Below are 24,530 nucleotides of genomic sequence, written 5' to 3'. Positions count from 1 at the left end.
TGACTTAGTCAAGTTATGTGGATCGCACTACGATGTCAACAAGTGATGACTACAGGGAGCCACCGTGATTCAGCCTCCGAAGCGCAAGCGTGATCGCGCGGCGACCAGCGCCGCACTGCTGGCTGCGGCCCGTGCCCGCTTCGCCCTCGTGGGCTACGACGCGACGAGCGTCCGGGACATCGCCCGGGACGTGGGCGTCGACGCGACGCTGGTCTTCCGGTATTTCGGTTCGAAGGAGCGATTGTTCGAGCAGGCGTCACAACCCACCGAGGAGCAGGCCGGAGACAGCGAAGGCACGCCTTCGGGAGACGTGCCGACCCGCCTGCTGCACATGACCATGAAGCAGGACGCACCCACGGCGGAGGGAAGTCGCCTCACCGCCCTGCTGCTCTCGTCGGGCCGGCCGGAATGCCGCGAACAGCTCACCGAGCGGCTCTACGAGACGTACGTGCGCGACCTCGAAGAGGTCGTCGATCTGCCGGACCGCGAGCTGCGCGCGGAGCTGCTCACCGCACTGCTGCTGGGAATCAACATGGCGCGTTCCGTCGCCCGCACCCCGGCGCTCTCCGAAGCCTGCGTCGACGACATCGCGCCGTACTTCGACCAGATCTCCGCCATACTGCTGGGCACCCCGGCGCCCGGTCGGACGAAGGCGACGTCCGGGGAGCCCACTTCACCATGAGTTGACACGCATGAGGAAGAAGGGGCTCGGCCTTGACACTTATTGTCGATGTCCTGCATTCGCACCCCCTCGGATTCTCCGCCGCACGGCAGAAAATGGGCGTAGGCACTGCCGCGTTCAGCCCCTGTCCTGAGGAGTTGTGGATGTCCAGTACACCCGATGCGCGTCCAGTCATCAGCCGCCCCGACGTCGAAGCCGCGCTCGTGACGACGGTGGACGCGGGCAGCCCGGAGGGCCGGCTCACGGTGGCCGACGAGGTCGTCGCCCACTGGCGATCGGCCCCGTGGCTCGACGGGCTCATAGCACTCCATTGCTTCACCAGCACCCAGAGCAACAACGTGCTGACGTACGAGCAGTGGGCGTCCGAGGAGTCGCTCGGCAAGTCCCTGGCCGACGAGACCGGCATCTCGCGTGCCCGTCCGGGGGCGGACCCGGCCGCCGGGTCCCGGAGCCTGGTCGCCTATCGGCTGCACAAGGTCGTGCGCGGCACCGCCGTCGGCGACCCTCCCCCACCGGCCCGGAGCTTCCCCATCGCCGCGTTCCCGATGGAGAACCGGGAGGCGGCGCGCCAGTGGATCGAGGATCTGCTCAAGTCCGAGGAGACCGTGGCGGGGGCGGACCGCGCCTACCCCGGAGCGATCGCCGCCAATATCCACATCAGTCTCGACGGCACCAGCGTCCTCATCTTCTCCGAGTGGCTCTCCGAGGAGCAGGCGATCACCCATATGCGGGTCCTGACGAGGGCGATGCTCGCCGACGTCGGCAACAGCGAGGAGGATCTCGGCTTCCTCTACCGCCATCACGCCACTCTCGGCGGTACGACCGGCTGACCCGCCACCGGTTCCGGGACGGCTCCGGCGCCCGCGGCGACAACAGCGCGGGCGCCGGAGGGCCTCGGGACGCCGGATCAGACCCCGAGGCTCCGGTGCAGCCGGTACCGCTTGAACCCGACCGGGCGCACGCCGGGGGTGTCGTCGGTGACACGACGGGTCGTCACATGGGTCGCGCCCGCCAGGAAGGCGAGATGGGCCTCTTCGGTTGTCCACTCGGCGTAGTTGAGCACCCGGGTGCCGTCCTCGCTGGCATGGAAGTTGGCGGAGAGAAGACCCGGATGCCGCTCGACCGGCGTCTCCTCCACGGCCTGGGCGATGGATCCGATGATCCGCTCCTGGCACTCGGGACCGTCCACGTCGAACATGGCGACAACGACGCACCCCGGGACACGTGACGTGGTGTCCAGCAGCACACAGCGGCACACCCGGTACTCGACGGCGGCCACGCCGACGCCCGTGAGCGTCTCGAGGTACCGGCGATAGGCGTCCGGACCGTCACACTGTGTGTACGTCAGCACGGTGGTGTCGTCCGTGCTGACGAACGTACTCAGGGAGAGCGCTCCCGGTGGCCGCGGCGAGCGGCTCCACCGGGCGACGACCTCCTGGAGCGCCGCGGTTCCGGCCGCGCCGTCGCGTACGTACCAGTGGCTGACGAAGACCCCCGCGGCGTCCCCGCGGCGCACATCCGGCATGTCCCGCGTGGTGTCCCGGCCGGTCCGGGCACGCTCGGTCGACGGTGTCATCACGTCTCCCCCTCAGCGCTCGTAGGGACGTTCGGCCCGCGCGCCCCGCAGGGTCAGGCCCCACCAGACGAGCCGGTCGAGCAGGACCGTGGCCGCCCACGCGGTCTCCCGCGCGTCGTGAGGGCGGCCGTTCTCGCCGAACCGGTCCCACACGTTGTGAAAGCTGACCGACTCGCGTACGGAGACCGCGTGAAGCTCCGCGAAGACCAGCCGGAGATGCTCGACCGCCCGCAGACCGCCGCCCATGCCGCCGTAGCTGACGAACCCGACCGGCTTCGCGGCCCACTCGTCGAAGAACCAGTCGATGGTGTTCTTCAGCGCGGCGGGGCCGGCGTGGTTGTACTCCGGTGTCACCACGACAAAAGCGTCGGCGCGGGCGAGTTCGGCGCCGACCGCGTCGCGTACCTTCGCAGCCTCGGGCGACGGTTCGAGGCCGGGCTCGGGCATCACCAGCGGCAGCGGGTGGTCGAGTATGTCGAGTACGTGTACGTCCACACCGGCGTGGTTCCCGGCTTCTTCGGCGAACCAGTCCGCCACCGTACGCCCGAAGCGCCCGTCGCGGACACTGGCGACGATGACGAGCAGGGATATGCGGGGCTCGATCATTGAGGGGCCTTTCGTGATGTCGTCGTTCCGGAGCGGCGGAGTGCGGTGAGGGCGACCAGGACGCCGAGGACCGCGGTGGCCAGGACCAGCAGGAGGGCCGGACGGTCACTGTCGGCGCGCGTCACCAGCACGGCGGTGAGCGGAAGCAGGACGACGGCGCCGAGCTGGACGGCGGTCTGGTAGAGCGGTACGGCCATCGGCCGGTCCTCCGGCGCGATGCCGGAGGTCGCCTGCATGTTCAGCGCGGCGAAGGCGAAGACGAAGCCGGCGCCCAGCAGCAGCAGGGCAGGGAGAGTTCCGGTCGTGTACGAGGCGTCCGCGGGCCGCCAGGTGTACAGCACGCAGCCGGCCGCGGGGGTGAGAGCACCGAGCGCGATCAGCCGCGCCGTACCGAACCGTGCGACGAGGCGGCCCGCGAACAGGACGGTCAGCGCCAGGGGCAGGCACGCCGGAAGGAGTGCGAGCGCGGTCTGCCAGGGAGGCCAGCCGAACCGCTGCCGGCAGTCAAAGGTGATCAGCAGCAGCAGGCTGTGGTACGTCCCGTTGAGCGTCGCCGCCCCCAGCGAGGCACGCAGCAGCGGCCGGTCGCGCAGCAGGCCGGCCGCGAAGCGGGGTGGCTCCGCACGCCCCTGGTCGCGCGGGATCAGACGAAGAGCGAACACCAGCAGCGCCACGGCGACCGGCGCGGGAAAGAGAAACGTCCAGTGCCAGCCGGCCTCCAGGAGCGCGCCGGAGAGCAGTAGTCCGAGCGTGAATCCGGCCGCACCGAACATCGAGTACACCGTGACCGCCCGACGCGCCTGCGCCCCTTCGCGGAAGGTGGTGCTGATGATCGCCAGTCCGGTGGGTGCGGTCAGCGCCGCGCAGGCCCCCTTGACGACGCGGGTCGCGATGAGGACGGTCGCATCGTCCGTCAGGCCGCCGGCCACGGAAGCCGCCGCGAAGACCGCCATCGCGACGAGATAGGAACGACGCCGTCCCCAGCGCGCGTTGACCCGGGCACCCAGGACGAGCAGAGCGGCGAAGCCGATCGCGAAACCGCTCAGCAACCACTGGACATGGAGCATCGACAGTCCGAGGTCCGCGCCGATCGTCGGAAGCGCGAGGAGGACCAGGGACACTTCGAGCGCGTCGAGGATCATGTTCCCGGAGAGGACGCACAGGATTCCCCACTGCCGGGCGTCCCACTTCCGAGGCCCCGGGGCGGCGGTGGACGAGGGCGTGGTGGTCATGACCGGAGCAGCGGCGGCAGCTTCTCACTGACCAGTTCGATGTTCCGGGCCACCAGGTCGTCCGGCATGCCGGCGATGCTCGCCCAGAAAATGAGGTGCTTGACCGGAAGCCCCTTCGTCATCTCCTTGATTTCGGTGGCGGCATCCTCGGGGGTGAGTATCCGGAGCGCTCCCCAGGGGGCGTTGGAGGTCCGGTCGCGGAACTCGTCGGGGTGGATGAGCGGCGGCTTCGGCTGGCCGGTGCCCTCCACGGACGCCTGCCGGTACGAGTTCATCTGGTGGGCGAGGTACGGAGCGACCCGTGGCCACGCGGCATCCGGGTCGTCGGCGAGAATGATCGGCAGGAGGTCGGAGACCCGGGCGATGGCCGGGTCGTGACCGCCCTCCACGAGCCCCGCACGGTAGTGCTCGAACTTGTCGTGCGAGATGTGGAGCAGCCCGATGCCGAGCCTCCCGGCGATCCTTGCCCCGCGCGGACCGTAGAAGCCTCCCCAGATCGGCACGGGGTCCTGGAGTGGAGCGGGTGTGATGCCCTTCTCCTCCCACAGCCTCATGACCTCGCGGATGCTCTCCTCGGTCCGGGTGAAGCGCTGCTTGAAGTCGGTGTCGAACAGCGCGTACTCGGGAACGCGGTAGCCCGCGCCGAGTCCGAGTTCGAGCCGGCCGCCGCTGATCAGGTCCACGATCGCCGCTTCCTCGGCCAGTTGCGCCGGCTTGCGCAGTGCGGGCAGCAGGACCGAGGTGCCGATGCGGACCTGGCGGGTGCGCGCCGCCGCGGCGGCGGCGAAGGTCAGTGGCTGCGGCAGGTAACCGTCTTCGAAGAGGTGGTGCTCGGTGAACCAGAGACCGCCGGCGCCGCGCTGGTCGGCCTCTTCACAGAACTCCAGGGTACGGGCGTAGTGATCCGCCCAAGGGCGCTTCCACTCCTCGGGATTGCGCAGATCGAAGAGAAATCCGACGTCCATGACAGGGTCCCCAATCGTCGTACCGCGGTGGGTGGTCACTCGTGCTCAGCGGTTGCCGTTCGGCCAGGCCCCCGGGCTGTCGAAGCCCTGTCCGCGTTCGGGCCTGTACCAGCCGGCGGCCGCCCGCGGGCTCCTCGGCGGCTCGGCGGGGGTGCGGGCCGCCGCGCGGGCGAGCAGGGCCACGGTCAGGGCGGCCAGTTCCTCCCCGGTCGGGCTGCCCCGGTCCACGCGGAACTGGAAGGGCGGTCGCGGATCGCTCATCTGGAACTCCTGTTCGTACGTCGGTCGTGCCGCAGGTCACTGCGGCGGGTTTCCGTGTTTGCGCCGCGGCAGTTCGGCATGCTTGGTGCGCAGCATGGCGAGCGAACGGATCAGCACCGAGCGGGTGTCGCGCGGGTCGATGACGTCGTCGACGAGCCCGCGCTCGGCGGCGTAGTAGGGGTGGACGAGTTCGCTCCGGTACTCGGCGATCTTCCGGGCGCGCATCGTGCCGGGATCATCGGCCCCCGCGATCTCGCGGCGGAAGACCACGTTGGCCGCGCCCTCCGCGCCCATCACCGCTATCTCGTTGCTCGGCCAGGCCAGCGCGATGTCCGCGCCGATGGACCGGGAGTCCATGACGATGTAGGCACCGCCGTACGCCTTGCGCAGGATCAGCGAGATCCGTGGCACGGTCGCGTTGCAGTAGGCGTAGAGCAGCTTGGCGCCGCGCCGGATGATGCCCTCGTGCTCCTGTTCGACGCCGGGCAGGAAGCCGGGCACATCGACGAGGGTGACCAGCGGAATATTGAAGGCGTCACAGAACTGGACGAAGCGGGCGGCCTTTTCGCTCGCTTTGATGTCCAGTACGCCGGCCATGGCCGCGGGCTGGTTGGCGACCACGCCCACCACCTGTCCGTCCAGCCGGGCCAGTGCGCAGACGATGTTGGGGGCCCACGCGGCGTGGATCTCCATGTACTCGCCGTCGTCGACGAGCACCTCCATCACCGCCCGGATGTCGTACCCCTTGTTGTCGTCCGCCGGAACCAGGTCGAGCAGGGCGTCGCCCGCCCGGTCGGCCTGGTCCTCGCTGTGCGCCATCGGGGGGAGTTCCCGGTTGTTGGAGGGCAGCAGGGAGAGCAGGTAGCGCACTTCCGCGAGGCAGGTCTCCTCGTCGTCGTACGCGAAGTGCGCCACACCGGAGACGGCGGCGTGCACATCGGCGCCGCCCAGCCCGTTCTGCGAGACCTGCTCACCTGTCACGGCCTGGACCACGTCCGGCCCGGTGATGAACATCTGGGAGATGTCCCGCACGGCGAAGACAAAATCGGTCAGAGCCGGCGAGTAGGCGGCGCCGCCGGCGCACGGTCCGAGCATCACGCTGATCTGCGGAATGACGCCCGACGCCTGGGTGTTGCGCCGGAAGATGCCGCCGTACCCGGCGAGCGCGGAGACGCCCTCCTGAATCCTCGCCCCCGCTCCGTCGTTGAGCGAGACCAGGGGAGCGCCGGCCGCGAGGGCCAGGTCCATCACTTTGTGGATCTTCTCGGCGTGTGCCTCGCCGAGCGCCCCGCCGAAGATCGTGAAGTCATGGGCGTACACGAAGACGGTACGGCCCTCGACGGTGCCCCAGCCGCTGACCACACCGTCGGTGTGCGGGCGTCTGGCTTCGAGCCCGAAGCCGGTGGCGCGATGACGGCGGAACATCTCGACCTCGGTGAAACTCCCCTTGTCCAGCAGGAGTTCAATGCGTTCGCGGGCGGTCAGCTTGCCTTTCGCGTGTTGTCGCTCGACGGCCGCGGGATCAGCGCCCCGGCGGGTCAGGTCCTTGAGTCCGGCCAGCTCCGTCAGCCGGTCGCCGTCAGTCGCCGGGGGTTGCGCCATGGTCGATTCCTCTCCGATCGTGATGCCAGTGTTCGCCGCCTCCCGCGTCACCAGGAGAGTCGCTGTCCCTCCGGGGTGTCGTCCTCCCCGACGAAGGTCGCGGTCGGCCCGTCCTCGGCCAGGGTCGCCAGCAGCACCGGTATCCGCGCTCCCTGGCGCGGGGTCAGGACCCCCCGGTGACCGTTGATGTCGGTCGCCACGAACCCCGGGGAGACGGCGTTGACCAGGATCTTGGTGTCGCGGAGCTCATTGGCGTAGGTGATGGTCACGGCGTTCAGCGCCGCCTTCGACGTGTTGTAGTCCAGCAGCGCCGGGAAAATCCCTGCCGGGAAGACGCCCGTCGGGTCCTCCTGTGCGGCAGCGTGCGTGAGCGAGCCCAGAACGCTGCTCATGTTCACGATGCGGCCGGCCTGGGACCGCCTCAGGAGGGGCAGCATCGCATTGGTCACGGCGATGACTCCAAAGACGTTCGTCTCGTACGTACGCCGGATCTCGCTGAGCGGGGTGCTGCTCGGCGGCAGTGGCGGCCCGCCGATCCCCGCGTTGTTCACCAGGGCATCGAGGCGCCCTTCCTCCTCCTCGATCCTCTTCGCCGCCTGGATCACCGAGGACTCGTCGGTGACGTCCAGGGACAGAAAGCGGACATCGAGGCCCTCGGAGCGCAGCTCGCTCTCGGCAGCCCTGCCGCGCACCTCGCTGCGGGCGCCAAGGTAGACGCACCCGCCGAGTTCGGCCAGTCGGTGGGCGACGGCCCGGCCGATGCCCTTGTTGGCTCCGGTGACCAGGGCGACGCGCGTGGTGCCGGTGTCGGCCGTCGCGCTCATCCGAGGAGGGTCCCGCCGGTGGCGTCGATGAACGCGCCGGTGATCCAGCGCGCTTCGCCGGTGGCGAGGAAGGTCACCACGTCGGCGACGTCCCCCACCTCGCCGACCCGCTTGAACGCGGACAACTGCGCCATCTGCTCCACCGCCTCCGGGATGTCGAAGACGGCGCTGCCGTTGTTGGTGATCCCGGGTGCGACGGTGTTCACCGTGATCCCGCGCGGCGCGACATGGCGGGCCATGTGGAGGGTGAGCTGCTCGATGGCCCCCTTGGTCATCGAGTAGGCCACCTGCTCCGGATTGGCGAAGCGGGTGAGACCGGAGGAGATGTTGATGACGCGCCCGCCCTCAGGCATCGCCTCGAGGGCTCGGAGCACCGTGAAGTAGGGCGCCTTGGCGTTGACGGCGAAGTACCGGTCGAACTGTTCGGGTGTGACCTCCTCGGGGGCCGTGCCGTTGGTGGTCTCCCCCGCGTTGTTCACCAGGATGTCGAGCCTGACCTCACCGACGCGTTCCTTCAGCCCTTGTTCCAGCCCCAGGAACAGCTCGTGCACATCGCCGGGGACACCCAGCTCGGCACGGATCGAAAAGGCTCGCCCGCCGTCCTTCTCGATCTGTTCGACCGTGTCCTGGGCGGCCTCCTCGTTCCCCGCGTAGTGCACGGCGACCAGGGCGCCCTCACGCGCCATACGCAGCGCGATGCCCCGGCCGATACCCCGGCTGGATCCCGTGATGAGCGCCGTCTTGTCCTTGAGCCTGTCCATCGGTGGACTCCCGTTCCTGGTTGCGGATGGTTCGGTGTTCCTGGTGAGCGGCGGCGCCGGGACCGTACGGGTGTCCAGGCCGCTGATCATGCGGGCGAGGTGGCGGGTCACGACGTCCGTGGCGATCAGTTCGCCGAAGACCGACCGCAGCGCTTCCACGTCCGGCCCCCCGCCGAGCAGCAGGTGCGCCTGGGCCTGGATGTTGTCCAGGGTCCGGGCGCCGACGCGATGGCGCTCCTCGTGGTAGCTGTCCAGCAGGCCGTCCCCGGCCCGCCCGGTGACCCGCGCGGCCAGCTTGGGGCCGAGATCCGCCGCGTCCTGGAGGCCGAGATTCAGTGCTTGCCCGCCGACCGGCATCTGGGCGTGGGCGGCGTCCCCGGCGAGCAGCACCCGGCCGCGCCGGTACTCGGTGACCTGGCGGCGGGTGTTGTCGAAGGTGTTGAGCCAGACAGGGGTGCCCGCGCCGATGTCCTCACCGGTGACCTCGCCCCAGGCCGCCACGACCTCCGCGAACTCCGGTTCGCCGGTGCGGGCCCGGGGGCGCCTGTCGTTGACGTGCACCATGACGCGGGTGTTCCCGTCGGCCCAGCGGAACGCGGTGGCGAGCCCGTTCGGCAGTCGCTCGAACCGCCGGTCAGGTATGTCGATACCCGCCACGTCCGCCCGGAGCATCTCCAGGGTGGCGTCCTCGCCGGCGAAGTCGAAGCCCGCGAGCTGCCGTACGGTGCTCAGTTCGCCGTCACAGCCCACCAGGTGCAGGGCGGTGTGGCGGTACGGTTTGCCGCCGAACGGCATCACGGTGACCTCCACCCGCTCCGCCCCTTCGGCGAGTCCCGTCACCACGTGCCCACGCCGTATCTCCGCCCCCAGCTCCACGGCCCGGGCGTACAGGACGGCTTCGATCCGGGCCTGCAGACACTTCCACTGGCCGGCGTACGGATGTCCCGGTTCGGCGGCGGCCAGGTCGAGCGGCAGACCGCCGAAATGGCCGGGGCCGCCGCTCGGCAGCGTGCCCAGTCGGTCGAGCACCCCCCGGTCGGCCAGGATCTCCATGGTCCGGGCGTGCAGGGTGGATGCCCGTGACTCGGTTGTCGGTTCGGCGAGTTGTTCCAGGACGGTCACGCGGGCGCCGCCGGAGCACAGCTCACCGGCGAGCAGCAGTCCGACGGGTCCCGCGCCGACGACGATGACGTCCGTGTCGAGTACGCCCGCCATGGTTCAGCTCCGCGCTTCCGCGTACTCCTTGGCATACGTGAGCGTGGCCCTGCTGTTGGTGCCCAGTGCCTGGCGGATGAATGCCCGGGCCTCGGCCAGGCCAGCGTCGGGACCGAGGATCTCGGTGATGTTCTCGGTCCTGATGACCACGGTGTGCTGAGAGGTCGCGGTAGTGACGCCGTCGGCGTCCTCCGCCAGATCCCAGCGGCCCGTGTGCAGCTCCATCAGGGCGGGCAGCGTGGTCTGCTTGTACGCGATCCTGTGGTGCGGGAAGCACACGCGTACGGACTCCGTGGTGTGCGAGGAGCCGTCCTTGGTGAGCGTGTCCATCCGCAGGACCTGGAGACCCGCGGTGTCCTCGGTCAGCTGGACCTGTGTCACATGCGGCAGCCGCTCGGACCAGAGCTGCGCCTCGTTGAGGAAGTCGTAGACGTCCTTCGACGAGCCGTCGATCCGGACGGTGTCCTCGAAGGAGAGCGTCCGCTCGTCCGCCTCGGCCGCGAGCTCGACGTTCGCCCGCAGTGAGGGGAGTTCGGCCCGGCTGTTGGTGTCGACGGCCTTCTCGATCCAGGCCAGTGCCTCCGGGTCGTCGTCGACGGACCGGAAGCTGTGCAGCAACCGTACGCGGGTTTCCTTCGCACCGAGCGGTTCGAGGAGCCACGTACCGCTCATCTCGGCGACCGGCGGGGTGAAGACCTCCTGCCGGAAGAAGATGCACAAGCCCTCGGGATCGAGCTCACGCACCGAACTCCAGCTCTTCACCTCGTCGTTGGCGGTGGCGAAGATACGGATGCGCTCGTTGTGCTCGTTCCGCTCCAGATACTCCACATAGACCGACGGAGGGAACAACCGGGGCCAGTTCTCGACCTCGGCGAGGAGGCGGTACACGTCCTGGGCGGCTGCCTGCACGGTGATCTCGTGCTCCACCTCACGGGGTGCCTGCGGGGTCATGCTCATCTCCTTGACTCGCTTCAGCGGAACCTTCGGGGGGTCAGAAGTTGCCGAGACCGCCGCAGACGTTGAGTGCCTGGGAGGTGATGGAGGCGGCGGTGTCGGAGGCGAGATAGCCGACCAGGCCGGCGACCTCCTCGGGAGTGGAGTAGCGGCCCAGCGGAATCTTCGACTGGAACCGGTCGAGGATCTGCTCCTCGGTGGTGTCGTAGGCGTCCGCGTACCCCTGGCGCACACGCTGCGCCATCGGGGTCTCCACGTACCCCGGGCAGACGGCGTTGACGGTGATGCCGGTCGGTGCCAGTTCGTTGCCGAGTGCCTTGGTGAAGCCGACGACGCCGTGCTTCGACGCGGAGTACGGGGCTCCGAGGACCACCCCCTGCTTGCCCGCGGTCGAGGCGATGTTGATGATGCGTCCGCGCTTCTTGTCCCGCATGCCGCCCGTGGTGAGCACCTCCCTGGTCAGCATGAAGACACTGGTCAGGTTGGTGCTGATCACGTCGAGCCACAGCTCGTCGGTGATGTCCGCCGTCACTCCGCCACCGCTGCGTCCCGCGTTGTTGACCAGGACGTCGATGGTCCCGAAGCGGGCGACGGCGGCGCGGACGACGTTTCCGATGTCCTCGGCGGAGCGCACGTCGGCAGCGGTCCCGTCGACCTGGAGTCCCTCGGCCTGGAGCTCCTTGACCGTGCGGGCCACGGAATCCTCGGTGCGAGCGCAGAGAAAGACCTGATGACCCTGTTGCGCCAGGAGCCTGCTGGCGGCCAGGCCGATGCCACTGGTTCCGCCGGTCACGAGGGCGACCTTGCGGCCGTCTTGCGTCATGTCGATTCTCCCTGGGGGTGAGGTGGCGCCTGTGGCGAGCGTGAACGTGCGGAGCAGTGGGACACCGGCGTGGCGCGGAGGCGCATGTCAGCCCGCGCGGGCGGCCGAGAGGTGGGCGTCGACCACCGCGGTCAGCGCGCCGGGCGTGCGGCAGGAGGCCACCTGCTCCTCATCGAGAGTGATGCCGTACTCGCGCTCGATCCGTGCGTAGGTCTCCAGCATCGCGAGGGAGTCGTAGCCCAGCAGCTCGAACTCGGCGTCGGGGGTGATGTCCTCGGCGTCACCCGCTCCTTCACGCAGGATCCGGGCAAGGTCGTCGATGGTGAACGGGCCTGACGTGGTCATGCGTGTCTCCTCGTGGTTTACGGCTGTACGGCGCGGACGACCATGGCGGAGTTGAAGCCTCCGTAACCGCGCGCGATGACCAGCGCGGTCCGGAGTTCGGCTTCGCGCGGTTCGTCTGTGACCAGATCGATGTCGTATCGCTCGGAGAGCGTGGTGAATACGGTCGGCGGGATCACCCCGTCCCGGATGCTCAGCAGTGCGGCGGCCACGTCCAGCGGCGCGGCGCCGGAGTACAGCCGGCCCGTCATCGTCTTGGGAGCGGTGACCGGGACACCGCGCGGCCCGAAGACCTTGGTGATGACCTCGGCCTCGATCCGGTCGAGTTCGGGCACCGCGGCGGCGTCCGCGAAGACGACGTCGATGTCGTCGGAGGCCATCCCCGCGTCGGCGAGGGCGCGTTCGACGGCCTTGCGCAGACCGGACTCGCGCCGGGAATCCGGATGCGGGTCGATGGTGCTGCCATGGCCAGCGATCTCGCCGTAGACCCGCCTCGCCCCACGGCCGTGGGCGTGGGCGGCGTCCTCCAGGACAAGAAGCGCCCCGCCCTCACCGGAGACGTGTCCGCCGGCCGCGGAATCGAAGGGAAGGTAGGCGCGTCCGGGGTCGTCCTCGGTGGTGAGCCGGTCGCTGGCGAGCTGGGCGACCCATCCCCACGGACAGATGGAGGCGTCTATCGCGCCCGAGAGCACCAACTGGGTGCCCTTGCGGATCTGACGGCGGGCCTGGGCGAGGGCGTCGAGCCCGCCCGCCTGGTCGGCGACGAGGACGCTGCTGGGGCCGCGCATGCCGTTGCGGATGGAGATCTGGCCACTGTTGACCGCGTAGAACCAGGCGAAGGACTGATACGCGCTGACGTACTGACTGCCCTTGCTCCACAACGCCCGCAGTTCGTTCTGTCCGAACTCGAAGCCGCCGGAGGAGCTGGCCGTGATCACACCCATGTCGTAGTCGGGCAGCTCGCCGGGTACCACACCCGCGTTCTCCAGGGCCCAGTCGGCGGCCACCAGAGCGATCCGAGTCATGCGGTCGGTCTGCGGCAGCAGCCGGGACGGCAGATGGTCCTCGACGACAAACCCGTCGATCTCGCCGGCCAGCCGCGCCGGATAGGAGGCGGGGTCGAAACGGGACACGGTGGCGATGCCGCTGCGGCCCGCCAGCGTGGCCGACCAGTACTCGTCCAGCCCCAGCCCGTTGGGCGCGGCGACGCCCAGTCCGGTCACCCAGGTGGTCCGGCTCACCGGATCCTCCTTCCGGCGTCGGCGAGCACCACCGCGCTCTGGAATCCGCCGAACCCACTGCCCACCGACAGGACCGCGTCCGTCTGCCACTCGCGCGCGGTGAGGGGGGTGTAGTCCAGGTCGCATTCGGGATCCGGGTGGTGCAGATTGGCCGTGGGCGGCACCACGTTGTTCTGCATGGCCAGTACGGAGGCGGCGATCTCGATGGAGCCGATGGCTCCGAGCGAGTGCCCGACCATCGACTTGATGGAGCTCACCGGTGTCCGGTAGGCGTGGTCGCCCAGGCTGCGTTTGAAGGCCTCCGTCTCGTGACGGTCGTTCTGCTTGGTGCCGGAGCCGTGGGCGTTGATGTAGTCGATGTCCTGCGGGTTGAGCCGTGCCTCGTCCAGCGCGACCCGGATCGCCTCCGCCATCTCGCGGCCGTCGGGCCGCAGTCCGGTCATGTGGAAGGCGTTGGACCGGGTCGCGTAGCCGGCCACCTCGGCGTAGATGTGCGCGCCGCGGGCGCGGGCCCGCTCCAGCTCCTCCAGTACGAAGACCGCGGAGCCCTCCCCGAGGACAAACCCGCTGCGACTCGCGTCGAAGGGCCGTGAGGCGGTCTCCGCCTCGTCGTTGCGCGGGGTGGTCGCCTTGATCGCGTCGAAGCACGCCACTGTGATCGGCGAGATCGGGGCATCCGTGGCACCCGCGATCATCACGTCCACGGAACCTTCCCTGATCACCTCGGCCGCGTGGCCGATGGCGTCCAGGCCCGAGGTGCAGCCCGTGGAGACGACGGTGCTCGGTCCCTCCGCGCCCACGGCCCACGCGACCTCGGTCGCGAAGGAGCTGGGGACCAGATAGTTGTAGAGATGGGGTACGGCGTACTCGTGGTCGACCAGCTCCAGCCGGCCGCCGTCGCTGACCGTGCGGTACTCCTGATCCAGGCCCATCGTCGCGCCGACCGCGCTGCCGATGGTCACCCCCATGCGGTCCGGGTCGCCACCGCCGAACTCCAGGCCGCTGTCGGCGACGGCCTCGCGCGCCGTGACCACCGCGAACTGAGCCGCGCGGTCCATGCGCCGGATCTCCTGAGGGCCGAGCCCCTGGAATTCGGCGTCGAAGTCCGCCTCGGCCGCTATCTGCGAACGGAACGGCGACGGGTCGAAGAACGAGATACGGCGGGTGGCGGTCCGCCCGTCGGCGAGGAGCTGCCAGAAGTTCTTCACGCCGATGCCGCCAGGAGCGGTGACCCCGACGCCGGTGATCACGACCCGGCGCGCGCCCCCGCTCACCGGGCGCTCCACTGGTAGAAGCGCTGGGCCATCGCGTCGGCGGGCGAGCGCCAGGTGGCCGGGTCGTACGCCTCGATGAACGGCTTGAGGTCCTCGCTGATGCCGATGAACCGGGGGTCGTTCCTGGCCTCGGCGATCCGCTCCCCGCCGTCCTCGGAGTCGAAGTCCTGGAGGTGGAAGTAGAGCCCCCTGTACGAGAAGAGCTGCCGGCGCCTCGTGCCCATCAGGTGAGGCATGTCCGTCCGGTCGAACTCGGTGAAACGGCGTCCCACTTCGGCTGCCGAGTCGAGGTCCATCCGGGCCACGATCAACGTGCTGTGCATCGTTTCCTCTCTCAGGTGCTCGGTGGGCGGAAGGCGGCGCCGGCTCGCGGCGCCGTGGTGCGTCGAGTTCATCGCGCGCGCCCGAACCAGCGGTTCAGAGCCATGGGCAGATCGTGATGACTGTCGGGGGCGGCCCACGCGACGTGGCCATCGGGGCGCAGCAGTATCGCTCCGGTGCCCTCGACCGGGCTGCCGGCTGGCACGGGCGCCGCACGGGCGGTCACGATGTCGATCCGGTCTTCCCAGGCCTGCGCCCGGCGACGGAGATGCGCGTTGTCCTCCAGGTCCAGCAGGACACCGCGGCCGGTGCGCAACAGCGCGGTGCTGGTGGTGGCTCGGACGCCGGTCAGCCGCAGGTGCGGCATGCGCATGCCCAACAGGGGGTGGCTGCCGCCGCCGACGTCGTAGCGGATGTCCAGCCCACCGGCCTTGGCCGCGAGATGGCGGGCGACATCCTCGTACCGCACCAGTTCCGACAGCAGGCCCCGCAGCGGCCGGACCTCCTCACCTCCGAGGATGAGGAGGCTCTGCGCCCGGGTGTTGAGCAACAACTGCCGGCCCACGTGATGCCGCTCGCTGTGGTAGGTGTCCAGCAAAGGGACCGGCGCGGTGCCGCGCAGGACCGCGGCAAGCTTCCACCCGAGGTTCACCGAGTCCTGGATGCTGGTGTTCATGCCCTGACCGCCGGCCGGCAGATGGACGTGGGCCGAGTCGCCCGCCAGGATGATCCGGCCCCGGCGGTACTCGGTCACCTGGCGGGCGGCGTCGCCGAACGCGCTGACCCAGACGGGCTCCGCACGGGATATGTCGATGCCGGTGAGCCGCTTCCAGGCATCCGCCACTTCGGTGAAGGGCGGCGGTTCGGTACGGCGCTGCGGAGGAGCCCCGTGTTCGCCGACGATGATGCGGTGAACACCTCCGCCGAGGTTCGCGGTCATCACCATGCCGCCGGAGACCCGCTCGGCGACCGTGCGCGGGTCCAGTTCCACCCCGCGGATGTCGGCGAGGAACAGTTCGGTGGTGGCCTCGGTGCCGGGAAAGTCGAACCCGGCGTCCTTGCGCACGCCGCTGCGGCCACCGTCGCAACCGACCAGGTAGCGCGCGCGCAGCACCCGCTCGCCCGACGTGGAGCGGACGCGGACCTCGACGCTGTCGCCGAGGTCCTCGAGGGAGAGGAACTCCCAGCCGCGCCGGATGTCCGCGCCCAGCTCGCGCGCCCAGCCCTCCAGGACCGTCTCGGTCACGGACTGCGGCACGGTTCTCGCGGCCCGGTGGGTGGCGCCGAGCACGCTCAGGTCCAGCGGGATACCGCCGAAGTGTCCGTGGTCGCTCGTCTCGATCTCTCCGAACCTGGGCAGCAGGCCACGCTGGTCGAAGACCTCCATGGTGCGCGTGGTGAATCCGATGCCCCGTGATTCCCCGGTGCGCCGAGGGAGGCGGTCGAGAACGATGACATCAATCCCTGCCAGCCTCAGTTCGCCGGCAAGCATGAGTCCCGAAGGGCCCGCTCCTACGACAATGACCGAAGCATCCATACAACTCTCCCGAAAGGCGGTACAGTTAATGAATTTCACGGCGTCACGCCGGTGAGGAAGTTACCGAAAGACAATGAATATCCTCGTCGCTGCGCCACGCCTTCTCAAGCAAACAATTCAAGGACCTGCGCAAGGAAGTGTCAGGGGACCGTCAACTCCACAAGGGGAAGCCAGCATCCCTCCACGCCTTCACCCGTGGTGGCCGCGGGAGAGGTCGGCGGGTTCGTGGGCACCGTCGACAGCGACCACGCACGCGTGCGCGCCGGCGGCCGCGTGGACGCCGGCGTAATAACGCGAGGTCAGACGCGCGAGGAACGGATCAGCAGATCGCCGCGGACCGCAGGCGTTTCAGCTTGGCCGCGGTGTCACCGTCGGGTGTGGCGGTGTGAGTGACGATGCGAATGTCGCTGTCCGGCACCATCAGGACATGGCAATCCATCAACAGCGCCCCCACGACCGGATGATGGAAGGTCTTTCTGTTCATGGTGTGCACGGCGACGACGTACGAATCCCAGAGGTCCGCGAAGCGCGTGCTGGCAGCGCACAGATCGGCGACCAGGGAATGCAGTTCGGTGTCGTCGGGATAACGAATACTCGCGGCCCGCAGATCGGAAACCATCGCGGCTTCCAGGTTCGCCCGCTGATCATCTGTCTGGGTGACCATGCCGGCGTTGTCGGTGAAATGGAGCCAGGCGACATTCCGGTCGCGTCCGCGCAGTGACGACGGGTCCCCGCTCAGCGCGGCCCAGGTCCGGTTCCACGCGACGAGGGTCCACGACACGTCGTAGGCACCGGCGGCCACGCCGTCCATCTGGTCGAGGAGGGCCTTCATGCTCGACGTCAGCGCGGATCCGCGCCGTTCCATGGGAGCGGGATGTCCCGCGAGGAGGAAGAGATGCTCGCGCTCCGCGTCCGACAGCTGGAGCGCACGAGCCAGCCCGAAGAGGATGGGAGCGGAGGGCGAGACGGATCTCCCCTGTTCGAGGCGGGTGATGTAGTCCACCGACACGCCCGCGAGCAGGGCGAGTTCCTCGCGGCGCAGGCCGACCGCCCGCCGGCGTTCGCTCGCGTGGCGGGGGGCGGCCAGGCCCGCGTCCGCCGGCGCCAGGCGGTCACGCCAGCTTCGTAGAGCGACCCCCAAGCTGCCCGAACCCTTCATCTCAGCAGTATGGGCGGAATCTGTCATGCGCGCATCCAGGTATTGCCGTTCCTAGGAAGCGGGGGATACTACCTGAGCCGCCCGTGACCCGTGAGGCTGGCCTCATGAAGACCGCACTGATCACAGGCGCGAACAAGGGACTTGGCAGAGAGACGGCCAGACGCCTGATCACGGCTGGACACACGGTCTACATCGGTGCCCGGGACGAGCGGCGCTGCGAGGAGGCGGCGACAAGCCTGGGAGGCCGGCCCGTGCTGATCGACGTCACGGACGACGATTCGGTGTGGGCCGCGGCGGAACGCATCCGCGAGGAGGTCGGCCACCTCGACGTTCTGGTCAACAACGCTGGCGTGCTGGGACCGGGCAACGACGCCCGTGGGACCACGGCCGCGGACCTCCGCATCGCGTACGAGACCAATGTGTTCGGGGTCGTGCGTGTCACCCGTGCCTTCCTGCCTCTGCTGGAGGAGAGTGCCGCTCCGGTCGTCGTCAATGTGAGCAGCGGCCTGGGCTCGTCGACCATGGCCGGCGACCCGGACCGGTTCGCCTCGATCCTCCCCGCCTACTACCCCGCTCTGGCGTACAACTCCTCCAAGGCGGCGCTGAACTCACTCACCGTCCAATACGCGCGAGCCAACCCGAAGATGAGGATCAACTCGGTCGATCCCGGCCACACCGCCACCGATCTCAACGGCCACAGCGGTACGCAGACCGTCGCCGAAGGCGCCGACATCATCGTCCGTCTGGCCATGGTCGGTCCTGACGGCCCCTCCGGGGGCTTCTACGGCAGCAAAGGGCCGATTCCCTGGTGAACGTCGTGCGGTAACAGCGAATTCCGGCCAACTGCGTGGGGGGCTCGCTCAACATGCCGAGAGGAGACTAGGGCCCGTACCCCTCCGCCGACGGAGGCATGATGTGACTCTTGCAACAATACTGTTGCCTTATCGTCTGCACCGACAAATGATGAGCGTGGCGTGATTCAGGGTCGCGCGACAGGCTGACCACCCGTCACTCGTCCGTCATTGTCGTCATCCGAACAAAAGAACAGATCAGTTGCGCACCAACCGGGGGCATCATGCTTGGAGCCAACAGCAATCGGGGCAACCCGCAGAGAGACGCCGCGAGCAGCCGTTGCGCCGACCGCCCTCTGACTCCGCAGAGCGATGACGGTCCGTTGACGGCGACATCCGGCAGGGAATTCGGATGATCTCCGTTTCCACCCGTCCGTAGCACGAGGGACGCGGCACCCGCACAGGTGCGTCAGGCTTCACAGCCCGTTTCGGCCATTTCTCCACCTCTTGGCACACCACATCACTGACCGAAACATTCGTGTGTTCTTTGCGGTCTCCACCGTTGTGGTGCGTGGCCTGTTGAGGACACATGCACCTCAAGGTGACCGCCTGCCCCATTGGCCTCCTGCACGACGCGACCACACTGGAAGGCGCTATGCAACTGCTTATAGTGGCAGGCCAGGATACCACCACTCAGACGCTCGGATCCCGGCTGGAACGGCACGGGCACGAGGTCGTCACGGTAACCACCGGCGCGGCAGCGCTGGAAGTCTACGCGTCCTCGGAGTTGGTACTCCTGGACCTTGAACTCCCCGACGTCGACGGGCTCGAAGTGTGCCGTCGTATCCGTAACACGAGCGACACTCCCATCATTGCGTTAACCGATCGCGGTGCGGATCTGGACCGCGTACTCGGACTACAGGCCGGTTCTGACGACTGTTTGGAAAAGCCGTACGCGTTCCGCGAACTCTTGGCGCGGATAGAAGCGGTCACGCGTCGGGCCTGGCGGCCCAAGCCCGTCCCACCCACCCCGACAGGGCTGCTCACCGTGGGCGACGTCTGTATCGACGGCGCCTCCCGCGAAGTCCGGCTGCGGGGGAAGCCGGTCAGGCTGACCCGCAAGGAATTCGATCTTCTGCACTTCCTTGCCCGGCATTCTGAAAGCGTTGTCACGCGGCGCCGGCTGATGACCGAGATCTGGGGGGACGCCTCGGTCCACGCCCTCAGCTCCCGGGCGAGCCGCACAATAGACACTCATGTCAGCTCGCTGCGCGGCAAACTCGGACACAGCGACTGGATCGTCACGGTACGGGGAGTGGGCTTTCGCTTCTGCCAGAGAACGGAGGGCGGCGACGCTTCCCTGAGGCCCGGCTCCGCATCCGGTCGCGCCCGTCCCTGAAGCCGGGCGGCCCCACCCGGTCGCCGCACTCCGCCTCCTCGCCGACGAGCACATGGGCCCGGGCGTGGTTGTCATGGCCGAGCGACCCGACCGACTCTCAGCCGCGTGTACGGCACCGGGCCTGCGCCGGGTCAGTCCTGCCCGACCGGGCGCAGGCGGGTGAGCAGGTCGCGGTGGCCGGTGGCGGACAGGCCCAGTTGGGTGGCGAGGCCGAGGTCGATCTTGCCGGTCAGCAGGCCGAGGACCGCGCGGGGCGGTCCTTCCAGGGTGAGGTCGGGGTCGGTGGCGCGGCCGAGGCGGGCGTGGACGCGGCCGTCACGTAGTTCTATGACGGCGAGTTCGCCGTCCGCGACGAGTTGGATGACCGCGGGCGGCCCGTCGGGGTCCGCGTCGGTGGTGAACCACGCGGGGGCATAGGCCAGCCACTGCGCCTGGAACGCGTCGTCGGCCCGCTCGTCGGTCATGAACCGCAGCCCCCACAGCCCGATCTCCCTGAGGACCGGCTGAAGTGCCAGACCCGTCTCGCTGAGGTCGTACAGGGCGGTGGCGACGGGCGGCGGCGCGTCCTCGCGTGTGATCAGCCCGGCCGCCTCGAGTTCCTTCAGACGCGTCGACAACAGGTTCGTCGCGATACCCGGCAGGCCGTTCTTGACGTCCGTGAACCGGCTCGGGCCCCGCAGCAGCAGTTCCCGGACGATCAGCAGCGTCCAGCGATCCCCGATGACATCGAGACCCCGGGCTATCGAGCAGTACTGACCATAACTCCGCATGCACAAAGCGTACGCCAGGACGGCAGAACCTAAAGTTGGTGATCTAAAAAATAAACCGTCCACTGTAGTTTTGACGCATGCCTCGTACGCCGTCCAAACCGCTCGTGCTCGTCGCGCTCCTCCTCGCCGCGTTCGTGATCAACCTCGACACGACCCTGGTCAACGTGGCGCTGCCGACCCTCACGCGCGAGCTGGGTGCCACCGACTCGCAGCTGCAATGGGTCGTGGACGCCTACAACCTCGTGTTCGCCGCCCTGCTGCTGACGTCGGGGAGCCTGTCGGACCGCTTCGGCCGCAGGGGCATGCTCATGGCCGGTCTGCTGGTGTTCGGGGTGGCCAGCTTCGTCGGCGGATACTCCACCTCCCCGGAGGAGCTGATCGCGGCCCGCGCGGTGATGGGACTGGGCGCCGCGATGACCTTCCCGGCCACCCTCGCGCTGCTCACCGACGTCTTCACGACCCGCAAGGAACGGGCGCTGTCCATCGGCCTGTGGGGCGCCACCGCGGGCGTCGCCATCACGCTCGGGCCGATCGTGGGCGGCTTCCTCCTGGAGCGCTACAGCTGGGGAAGCATCTTCTACACCCTCGGCCCGGTGTCCCTGGCCGTCATCATCCCGTCATCATCCTGGTGGCGCTGTACGTCCCCAGGTCGAGGAGCCAGGTCGCGCACCGCCTGGACTACGTGGGCCTCGTCCTGTCCGCCGGCTTCATGGGGCTGCTCGTCTACACCATCATCGAGGCCCCGAACCGCGGCTGGACCTCCACGGCCACCCTCGCCGGCTTCGCCGGGTCCGTGGCGCTCCTGATCGTGTTCATCCTGGGCGAGCGCCATGTCACGCAGCCCATGCTCGATGTGCGGCTTTTCAAGGACATGCGGTTCAGCGCCGCCAGCGTCTCGGTCACGATCTCGTTCTTCACCCTGTTCGGGTTCATCTTCCTCATCACCCAGTACTTCCAGTTCATCCGCTCCTACAGCCCCCTGTCCACCGGCGTCCACCTGCTGCCCGTCGCGGCCGCCGTCGCCATCGGATCGACCTTCGGAACGCGGCTGGCGGTCCGCGTCGGCACCAAAGTGATCGTCACGACCGGGCTCGCCCTCCAGGCCGCCTTCTACTTCTGGGTCGTCAGTGACATCTCCCCGACCCTCAGCTACGGGATCATCGCCGCCCAGATGGTCGTCTTCGGCCTGGGCATGGGCCTGACCTCCGCGCCCGCCACCGAATCGATCATGGACGCCGTCGCGGGAGACCAGGCCGGCGTCGGCTCCGCCGTCAACGACTCCACCCGCCTCCTCGGCGGCGCCGTCATCGGGAGCGTCTACGCCACCCAGTACGACTCACGGCTCAACACCACCCTCCCCGCGTCACTGCCCTCCGGACTCACCGACGTGGCCCACCAGTCCGTCGGAGCCGCGTTCGGCGTCTCCAGCCAGCTCGCCGCCCACGGCCAGAGCGCCCTGGGCGAAGACGTACGCCAGGCCGCCACCACAGCCTTCGACCACGGCCTGACCATCGGATGCCTCGTCGCCGTCGCCGGCGCACTCCTCGCCGGAGTCTTCCTGCCCGCCCACCCCCCACAGCATCAGGGGGAGTTCCCCGGCCGACCCGACGCCGACGCGCGTCCCGGCGGATCAGGAACAACCATGTAGGCGTGACCAGCTAAGGAGAGAACCATGAAAACATTGGTGGTCGGTGCCGGCGCCGTCGGTGGCTTTGTCGGAGCCCGGCTGCTCCAGGCCGGGCGGGAGGCGGACTTCCTGGTACGCCCCCGCCGGGCCGGACAGCTCCAGGAGCGGGGCCTGCGCATCCTCGACGGCGACCGGTCGGAGGTCGTCGGGGCGACACCGGTGACCGCCGACACCCTGACGGAGCCGTACGACCTGGTGACCACCCTTGCACCAGACATGGGCGTCGCCCGAGAGTGGGGAGACCGCTACCGATCCGAATGGAGCCGACTGTGAGCGCCGCCGAGCTGGACCTCCGCCACTTCACGCACGAGGACCTGCCGCAGATCCGACAGACCATCATCGAGGTGCACGACGAGGCACAAGGCGACGACTGGGAGGCCGAGTTCAAGAAGAAGTTCCCCTGGTTCGTCGACCACTGGGGCGGCAACCCGGAGTACTCCTGCGTGATCGCCTACCACGGTGAGGAGGCAGTGGGATTCGCGTGCGGGGCTCCTGCGGCCCCCCACCGCGAGTGGTGGCGCGAGCACCTCGATCCCGTGCCGGAGAAGACCCGGACGTTCTCCTACCCCGAACTGGCCGTCAGCACGAAGTGGCGCAAGCAGGATGTAATGGAACTCCTGTCCCGCACCCTCCTGGAGTGCCAGAAAGAGGACCTCGCCGTCCTCCTGGTGGACGTCGAACACCCCCGTGTCCAGGCCCGGTACGAGTCCTGGGGTTTCCAGAAGATCGGGGAGCGTCGTCCCTTCCCGGGCTCTCCGGTCTACGCCGTGATGCTTGCAGAGCTACCCCTGAGCTGACCTGCCCAGATACGCAAGCTCGCTCCCCCTTCCTTCCAAATCACACGAGAAGGATTCGCGACCCTTCCGCAGATCAATGGTCACGATGCGAGCAGCCAGACCGCGCGCCTCGCAGTCCCCGTCAGAGGTCCAGCTGGCGATCATGGGAGTCCTGGGGACAACGAGGGGCCCGGCCGGCCGCAAGCAGCGCTTCCGCAGGCACTGGGCCCCGGCAACAGCACGGGAGATAAGCGACATACCGACGCCTGCGGGCCCGGGGACGGCAGTCGGCCGAGCGCCTGCGGGCGAACCTCTGATGCTCCGTGCAGTTCCAGGGGGATGGCCGGCTATGTCACGCAGGTCGTCCTCGAACAGCTCCCCGTGGCTCCGAATGTGAAAATGATGCCCCGTCAGTAAAGTCAGCATAGCGTGTGACGAAGAAGGCGACCGCGGCGGAGAAGAGAAGCGTGCCGAGGACCGCCGGAACCGTGATGAGAACGGAGTTCCAGAAGAAGTGCGGCATCCCGGACTGGTTCCAGGCGTCCGAGAAGTTCTCGAAGCTCAGCGCGCGCGGCCAGGAGAGATAACCGTTCCTGCTGGTGTCCTCGTACGGCCGCAGCGAGGTGTAGACGGCCCAGAGCAGCGGCACCAGCCAGAGCAGGGCGATCCCGCCGAGGAGCAGATGCCGGCCGGTCTGGCGCTTGGGGCGGGAAGGACCGTCGTCCGACGGTGGCGTACGGCGGGTCCGTGAGCCGGCGGCCGGCGGTGTGGCGGTCGCGGTCACTGGTCCTCCTTGCGGAAGTTCTGGAAGAGGAAGGTCCCGATGGCGGCCAGCGAGACGAGCAGCAGGACGACCGCGAGGGCCGAGCCGTAACCGATATGGCTGGACTCGCCGATGATGTTGTCGGTGATCAGCAGGGAGAGCAGCTCCATACCGGGCTTGCTGCCGATTCCTCCGCCGAGTACATAGACGATGTCGAAGGCCCGCAGCGACTCCATGACGGTGACGACCAGGATGATGATGTTGACGGGCTTGAGTGCGGGAAAGACGACACGCAGAAAGGTCTGTCGTTCATTGGCACCGTCGAGCGCGGCGGCTTCCTTGAGCGCGGGATCGAAGCCCTTCAGCCCGGCCAGATAGAGGATCATGATGTAGCCGGTGTGCCGCCAGGCGGAGGCGACGAGCACGGCCCAGAGATTGAGGTCCGGGTCGCCCAGCCAGTCGATGTGATGACCGGGCGCCACCCCGTTGAGGACGCCGTTGAGCAGTCCGTTGTCCGGGTTGTAGATGATCTCCCAGATGAAGCCGACCACGGCCAGCGAGAGCACCATGGGCAGAAAGATCGCGGTCTGGTAGATCCGGGTGAAGCGGATCTTCCGGTCGAGCTGGTAGGCCAGGAAGATACCGAACGGAGTCGGCAGCAGGGCTGTGAAGAGCAGCCAGACGACATTGTGCTGGACCGCCGGCCAGAACGGCGGGTAATTGGTGAGGATCTCCTGGTAGTTGCCCAGCCCGGTCCAGTGGATGTCGGACAGGGCGATGCCGTCCCAGCTCGTGAAGGAGAGTCCGAGGGAGGCGAGGGCCGGCAGCCAGACGAAGACCAGCAGGGCGACGAGCGGAATCCCGATGATGACCGTGAGGAAGAGACGGTCACCGGTGCCGAGCCGGCGCGGACGGGGCCCGGACCGGTCGCGCGACGGGGAGGGCGGCGCTGGGCGCACGGAGGACATG

The 24,530-nt window shown here is 68.6% G+C and carries 27 protein-coding genes; 8 read left to right on the top strand and 19 right to left on the bottom strand.

Annotated features, from left to right (window positions below; all coding sequences use genetic code 11):
- The first annotated feature begins 64 nt into the window (after positions 1 to 64).
- Complete coding sequence (locus ACFV6H_RS28105; protein WP_385547414.1) at positions 65 to 682, top strand: TetR family transcriptional regulator; 618 nt, start codon at positions 65 to 67, stop codon at positions 680 to 682.
- Positions 683 to 825: 143 nt separating this feature from the next.
- Positions 826 to 1,512, top strand: coding sequence for a hypothetical protein (locus ACFV6H_RS28100; RefSeq protein ID WP_385547411.1), 687 nt, complete (start codon positions 826 to 828; stop codon positions 1,510 to 1,512).
- A 77-nt stretch (positions 1,513 to 1,589) separates the two neighbouring features.
- Here the strand turns inward: ACFV6H_RS28100 and ACFV6H_RS28095 are convergent, their stop codons facing one another.
- The 16 genes from ACFV6H_RS28095 to ACFV6H_RS28020 all read right to left on the bottom strand — a co-directional run bounded on the left by ACFV6H_RS28095 (position 1,590) and on the right by ACFV6H_RS28020 (position 17,375).
- A complete protein-coding gene (locus ACFV6H_RS28095; RefSeq protein ID WP_385547408.1) occupies positions 1,590 to 2,258 on the bottom strand; it encodes an antibiotic biosynthesis monooxygenase family protein in 669 nt (222 codons plus the stop codon).
- 12 nt (positions 2,259 to 2,270) lie between these two features.
- Positions 2,271 to 2,864 carry an NADPH-dependent FMN reductase gene (locus ACFV6H_RS28090; RefSeq protein WP_385547405.1) on the bottom strand — a complete coding sequence of 198 codons (594 nt, stop codon included), beginning with the start codon at positions 2,862 to 2,864 and terminating at the stop codon, positions 2,271 to 2,273.
- On the bottom strand, positions 2,861 to 4,096 hold the full coding sequence (locus ACFV6H_RS28085; RefSeq protein ID WP_385547402.1) for an MFS transporter: 1,236 nt from the start codon (positions 4,094 to 4,096) through the stop codon (positions 2,861 to 2,863). Before ACFV6H_RS28085 ends, ACFV6H_RS28090 begins: the two co-directional genes overlap by 4 nt.
- On the bottom strand, positions 4,093 to 5,061 hold the full coding sequence (locus tag ACFV6H_RS28080) for an LLM class flavin-dependent oxidoreductase (RefSeq protein WP_385547399.1): 969 nt from the start codon (positions 5,059 to 5,061) through the stop codon (positions 4,093 to 4,095). The genes ACFV6H_RS28085 and ACFV6H_RS28080 overlap by 4 nt, the downstream gene beginning before the upstream one ends.
- A gap of 45 nt (positions 5,062 to 5,106) precedes the next feature.
- A complete protein-coding gene (locus ACFV6H_RS28075) occupies positions 5,107 to 5,322 on the bottom strand; it encodes an acyl-CoA carboxylase epsilon subunit (protein WP_385547396.1) in 216 nt (71 codons plus the stop codon).
- 36 nt (positions 5,323 to 5,358) lie between these two features.
- Positions 5,359 to 6,924 carry an acyl-CoA carboxylase subunit beta gene (locus ACFV6H_RS28070; protein ID WP_385547393.1) on the bottom strand — a complete coding sequence of 522 codons (1,566 nt, stop codon included), beginning with the start codon at positions 6,922 to 6,924 and terminating at the stop codon, positions 5,359 to 5,361.
- Positions 6,925 to 6,971: 47 nt separating this feature from the next.
- The gene (locus tag ACFV6H_RS28065; RefSeq protein WP_385547390.1) at positions 6,972 to 7,748 is read right to left on the bottom strand and encodes an SDR family oxidoreductase; all 777 of its coding nucleotides are present in this window, start codon (positions 7,746 to 7,748) and stop codon (positions 6,972 to 6,974) included.
- Positions 7,745 to 9,724, bottom strand: coding sequence for an SDR family oxidoreductase (locus ACFV6H_RS28060; RefSeq protein ID WP_385547387.1), 1,980 nt, complete (start codon positions 9,722 to 9,724; stop codon positions 7,745 to 7,747). Before ACFV6H_RS28060 ends, ACFV6H_RS28065 begins: the two co-directional genes overlap by 4 nt.
- A 3-nt stretch (positions 9,725 to 9,727) precedes the next feature.
- Positions 9,728 to 10,675, bottom strand: coding sequence for an aromatase/cyclase (locus ACFV6H_RS28055; RefSeq protein ID WP_385547384.1), 948 nt, complete (start codon positions 10,673 to 10,675; stop codon positions 9,728 to 9,730).
- Between the two features lie 40 nt (positions 10,676 to 10,715).
- Complete coding sequence (fabG, locus tag ACFV6H_RS28050; protein ID WP_385547382.1) at positions 10,716 to 11,501, bottom strand: 3-oxoacyl-ACP reductase FabG; 786 nt, start codon at positions 11,499 to 11,501, stop codon at positions 10,716 to 10,718.
- 87 nt (positions 11,502 to 11,588) lie between these two features.
- Positions 11,589 to 11,846 (bottom strand): acyl carrier protein, encoded by a 258-nt coding sequence (locus ACFV6H_RS28045; RefSeq protein ID WP_385547379.1) that lies wholly within the window; start codon positions 11,844 to 11,846, stop codon positions 11,589 to 11,591.
- 17 nt (positions 11,847 to 11,863) lie between these two features.
- Positions 11,864 to 13,084, bottom strand: coding sequence for a ketosynthase chain-length factor (locus ACFV6H_RS28040; protein ID WP_385547376.1), 1,221 nt, complete (start codon positions 13,082 to 13,084; stop codon positions 11,864 to 11,866).
- Positions 13,081 to 14,358, bottom strand: a complete 1,278-nt coding sequence (locus ACFV6H_RS28035) for a beta-ketoacyl-[acyl-carrier-protein] synthase family protein (protein ID WP_385547373.1) — start codon at positions 14,356 to 14,358, stop codon at positions 13,081 to 13,083. Before ACFV6H_RS28035 ends, ACFV6H_RS28040 begins: the two co-directional genes overlap by 4 nt.
- A complete protein-coding gene (locus ACFV6H_RS28030) occupies positions 14,355 to 14,681 on the bottom strand; it encodes a TcmI family type II polyketide cyclase (RefSeq protein WP_385547370.1) in 327 nt (108 codons plus the stop codon). Before ACFV6H_RS28030 ends, ACFV6H_RS28035 begins: the two co-directional genes overlap by 4 nt.
- 68 nt (positions 14,682 to 14,749) lie before the next feature.
- Positions 14,750 to 16,216 carry an FAD-dependent monooxygenase gene (locus tag ACFV6H_RS28025; RefSeq protein WP_385547367.1) on the bottom strand — a complete coding sequence of 489 codons (1,467 nt, stop codon included), beginning with the start codon at positions 16,214 to 16,216 and terminating at the stop codon, positions 14,750 to 14,752.
- A gap of 319 nt (positions 16,217 to 16,535) precedes the next feature.
- Positions 16,536 to 17,375, bottom strand: coding sequence for a helix-turn-helix transcriptional regulator (locus ACFV6H_RS28020; RefSeq protein WP_385547364.1), 840 nt, complete (start codon positions 17,373 to 17,375; stop codon positions 16,536 to 16,538).
- Between the two features lie 104 nt (positions 17,376 to 17,479).
- Here ACFV6H_RS28020 and ACFV6H_RS28015 point away from each other — a divergent pair, with 104 nt between their 5' ends.
- Complete coding sequence (locus tag ACFV6H_RS28015; protein ID WP_385547361.1) at positions 17,480 to 18,187, top strand: SDR family oxidoreductase; 708 nt, start codon at positions 17,480 to 17,482, stop codon at positions 18,185 to 18,187.
- 568 nt (positions 18,188 to 18,755) lie between these two features.
- The gene (locus tag ACFV6H_RS28010; RefSeq protein WP_385547358.1) at positions 18,756 to 19,565 is read left to right on the top strand and encodes a response regulator transcription factor; all 810 of its coding nucleotides are present in this window, start codon (positions 18,756 to 18,758) and stop codon (positions 19,563 to 19,565) included.
- 131 nt (positions 19,566 to 19,696) lie between these two features.
- On the opposite strand, the gene ACFV6H_RS28005 is transcribed toward ACFV6H_RS28010, so the two are convergent.
- Positions 19,697 to 20,335, bottom strand: coding sequence for a winged helix-turn-helix transcriptional regulator (locus ACFV6H_RS28005; RefSeq protein WP_385547355.1), 639 nt, complete (start codon positions 20,333 to 20,335; stop codon positions 19,697 to 19,699).
- Positions 20,336 to 20,412: 77 nt separating this feature from the next.
- Here ACFV6H_RS28005 and ACFV6H_RS28000 point away from each other — a divergent pair, with 77 nt between their 5' ends.
- From ACFV6H_RS28000 to ACFV6H_RS27985, 4 genes are read left to right on the top strand one after another with little or no spacing between them, the layout of a single operon-like run.
- Positions 20,413 to 21,141 carry an MFS transporter gene (locus ACFV6H_RS28000; protein ID WP_385547352.1) on the top strand — a complete coding sequence of 243 codons (729 nt, stop codon included), beginning with the start codon at positions 20,413 to 20,415 and terminating at the stop codon, positions 21,139 to 21,141.
- The gene (locus tag ACFV6H_RS27995; RefSeq protein ID WP_385547720.1) at positions 21,045 to 21,983 is read left to right on the top strand and encodes an MFS transporter; all 939 of its coding nucleotides are present in this window, start codon (positions 21,045 to 21,047) and stop codon (positions 21,981 to 21,983) included. Before ACFV6H_RS28000 ends, ACFV6H_RS27995 begins: the two co-directional genes overlap by 97 nt.
- Before the next feature lie 24 nt (positions 21,984 to 22,007).
- On the top strand, positions 22,008 to 22,295 hold the full coding sequence (locus tag ACFV6H_RS27990) for a 2-dehydropantoate 2-reductase N-terminal domain-containing protein (protein ID WP_385547349.1): 288 nt from the start codon (positions 22,008 to 22,010) through the stop codon (positions 22,293 to 22,295).
- Positions 22,292 to 22,819, top strand: coding sequence for a GNAT family N-acetyltransferase (locus ACFV6H_RS27985; protein ID WP_385547346.1), 528 nt, complete (start codon positions 22,292 to 22,294; stop codon positions 22,817 to 22,819). Before ACFV6H_RS27990 ends, ACFV6H_RS27985 begins: the two co-directional genes overlap by 4 nt.
- A 331-nt stretch (positions 22,820 to 23,150) precedes the next feature.
- On the opposite strand, the gene ACFV6H_RS27980 is transcribed toward ACFV6H_RS27985, so the two are convergent.
- Together ACFV6H_RS27980 and ACFV6H_RS27975 are read right to left on the bottom strand one after the other, a co-directional pair.
- Positions 23,151 to 23,582: a hypothetical protein gene (locus tag ACFV6H_RS27980; RefSeq protein WP_385547343.1), complete on the bottom strand. Its 432-nt coding sequence runs from the start codon at positions 23,580 to 23,582 to the stop codon at positions 23,151 to 23,153.
- Positions 23,579 to 24,529 carry a carbohydrate ABC transporter permease gene (locus ACFV6H_RS27975; protein WP_385547340.1) on the bottom strand — a complete coding sequence of 317 codons (951 nt, stop codon included), beginning with the start codon at positions 24,527 to 24,529 and terminating at the stop codon, positions 23,579 to 23,581. Before ACFV6H_RS27975 ends, ACFV6H_RS27980 begins: the two co-directional genes overlap by 4 nt.
- Position 24,530: the final 1 nt, after the last annotated feature.

Origin of the sequence: Streptomyces sp. NPDC059743 (assembly GCF_042732975.1) — a bacterium.
Taxonomy (GTDB): Bacteria; Actinomycetota; Actinomycetes; order Streptomycetales; family Streptomycetaceae; genus Streptomyces.
Note: the sequence above shows the minus strand (reverse complement) of the source record. Positions and strands in the feature narration are given on the sequence as shown.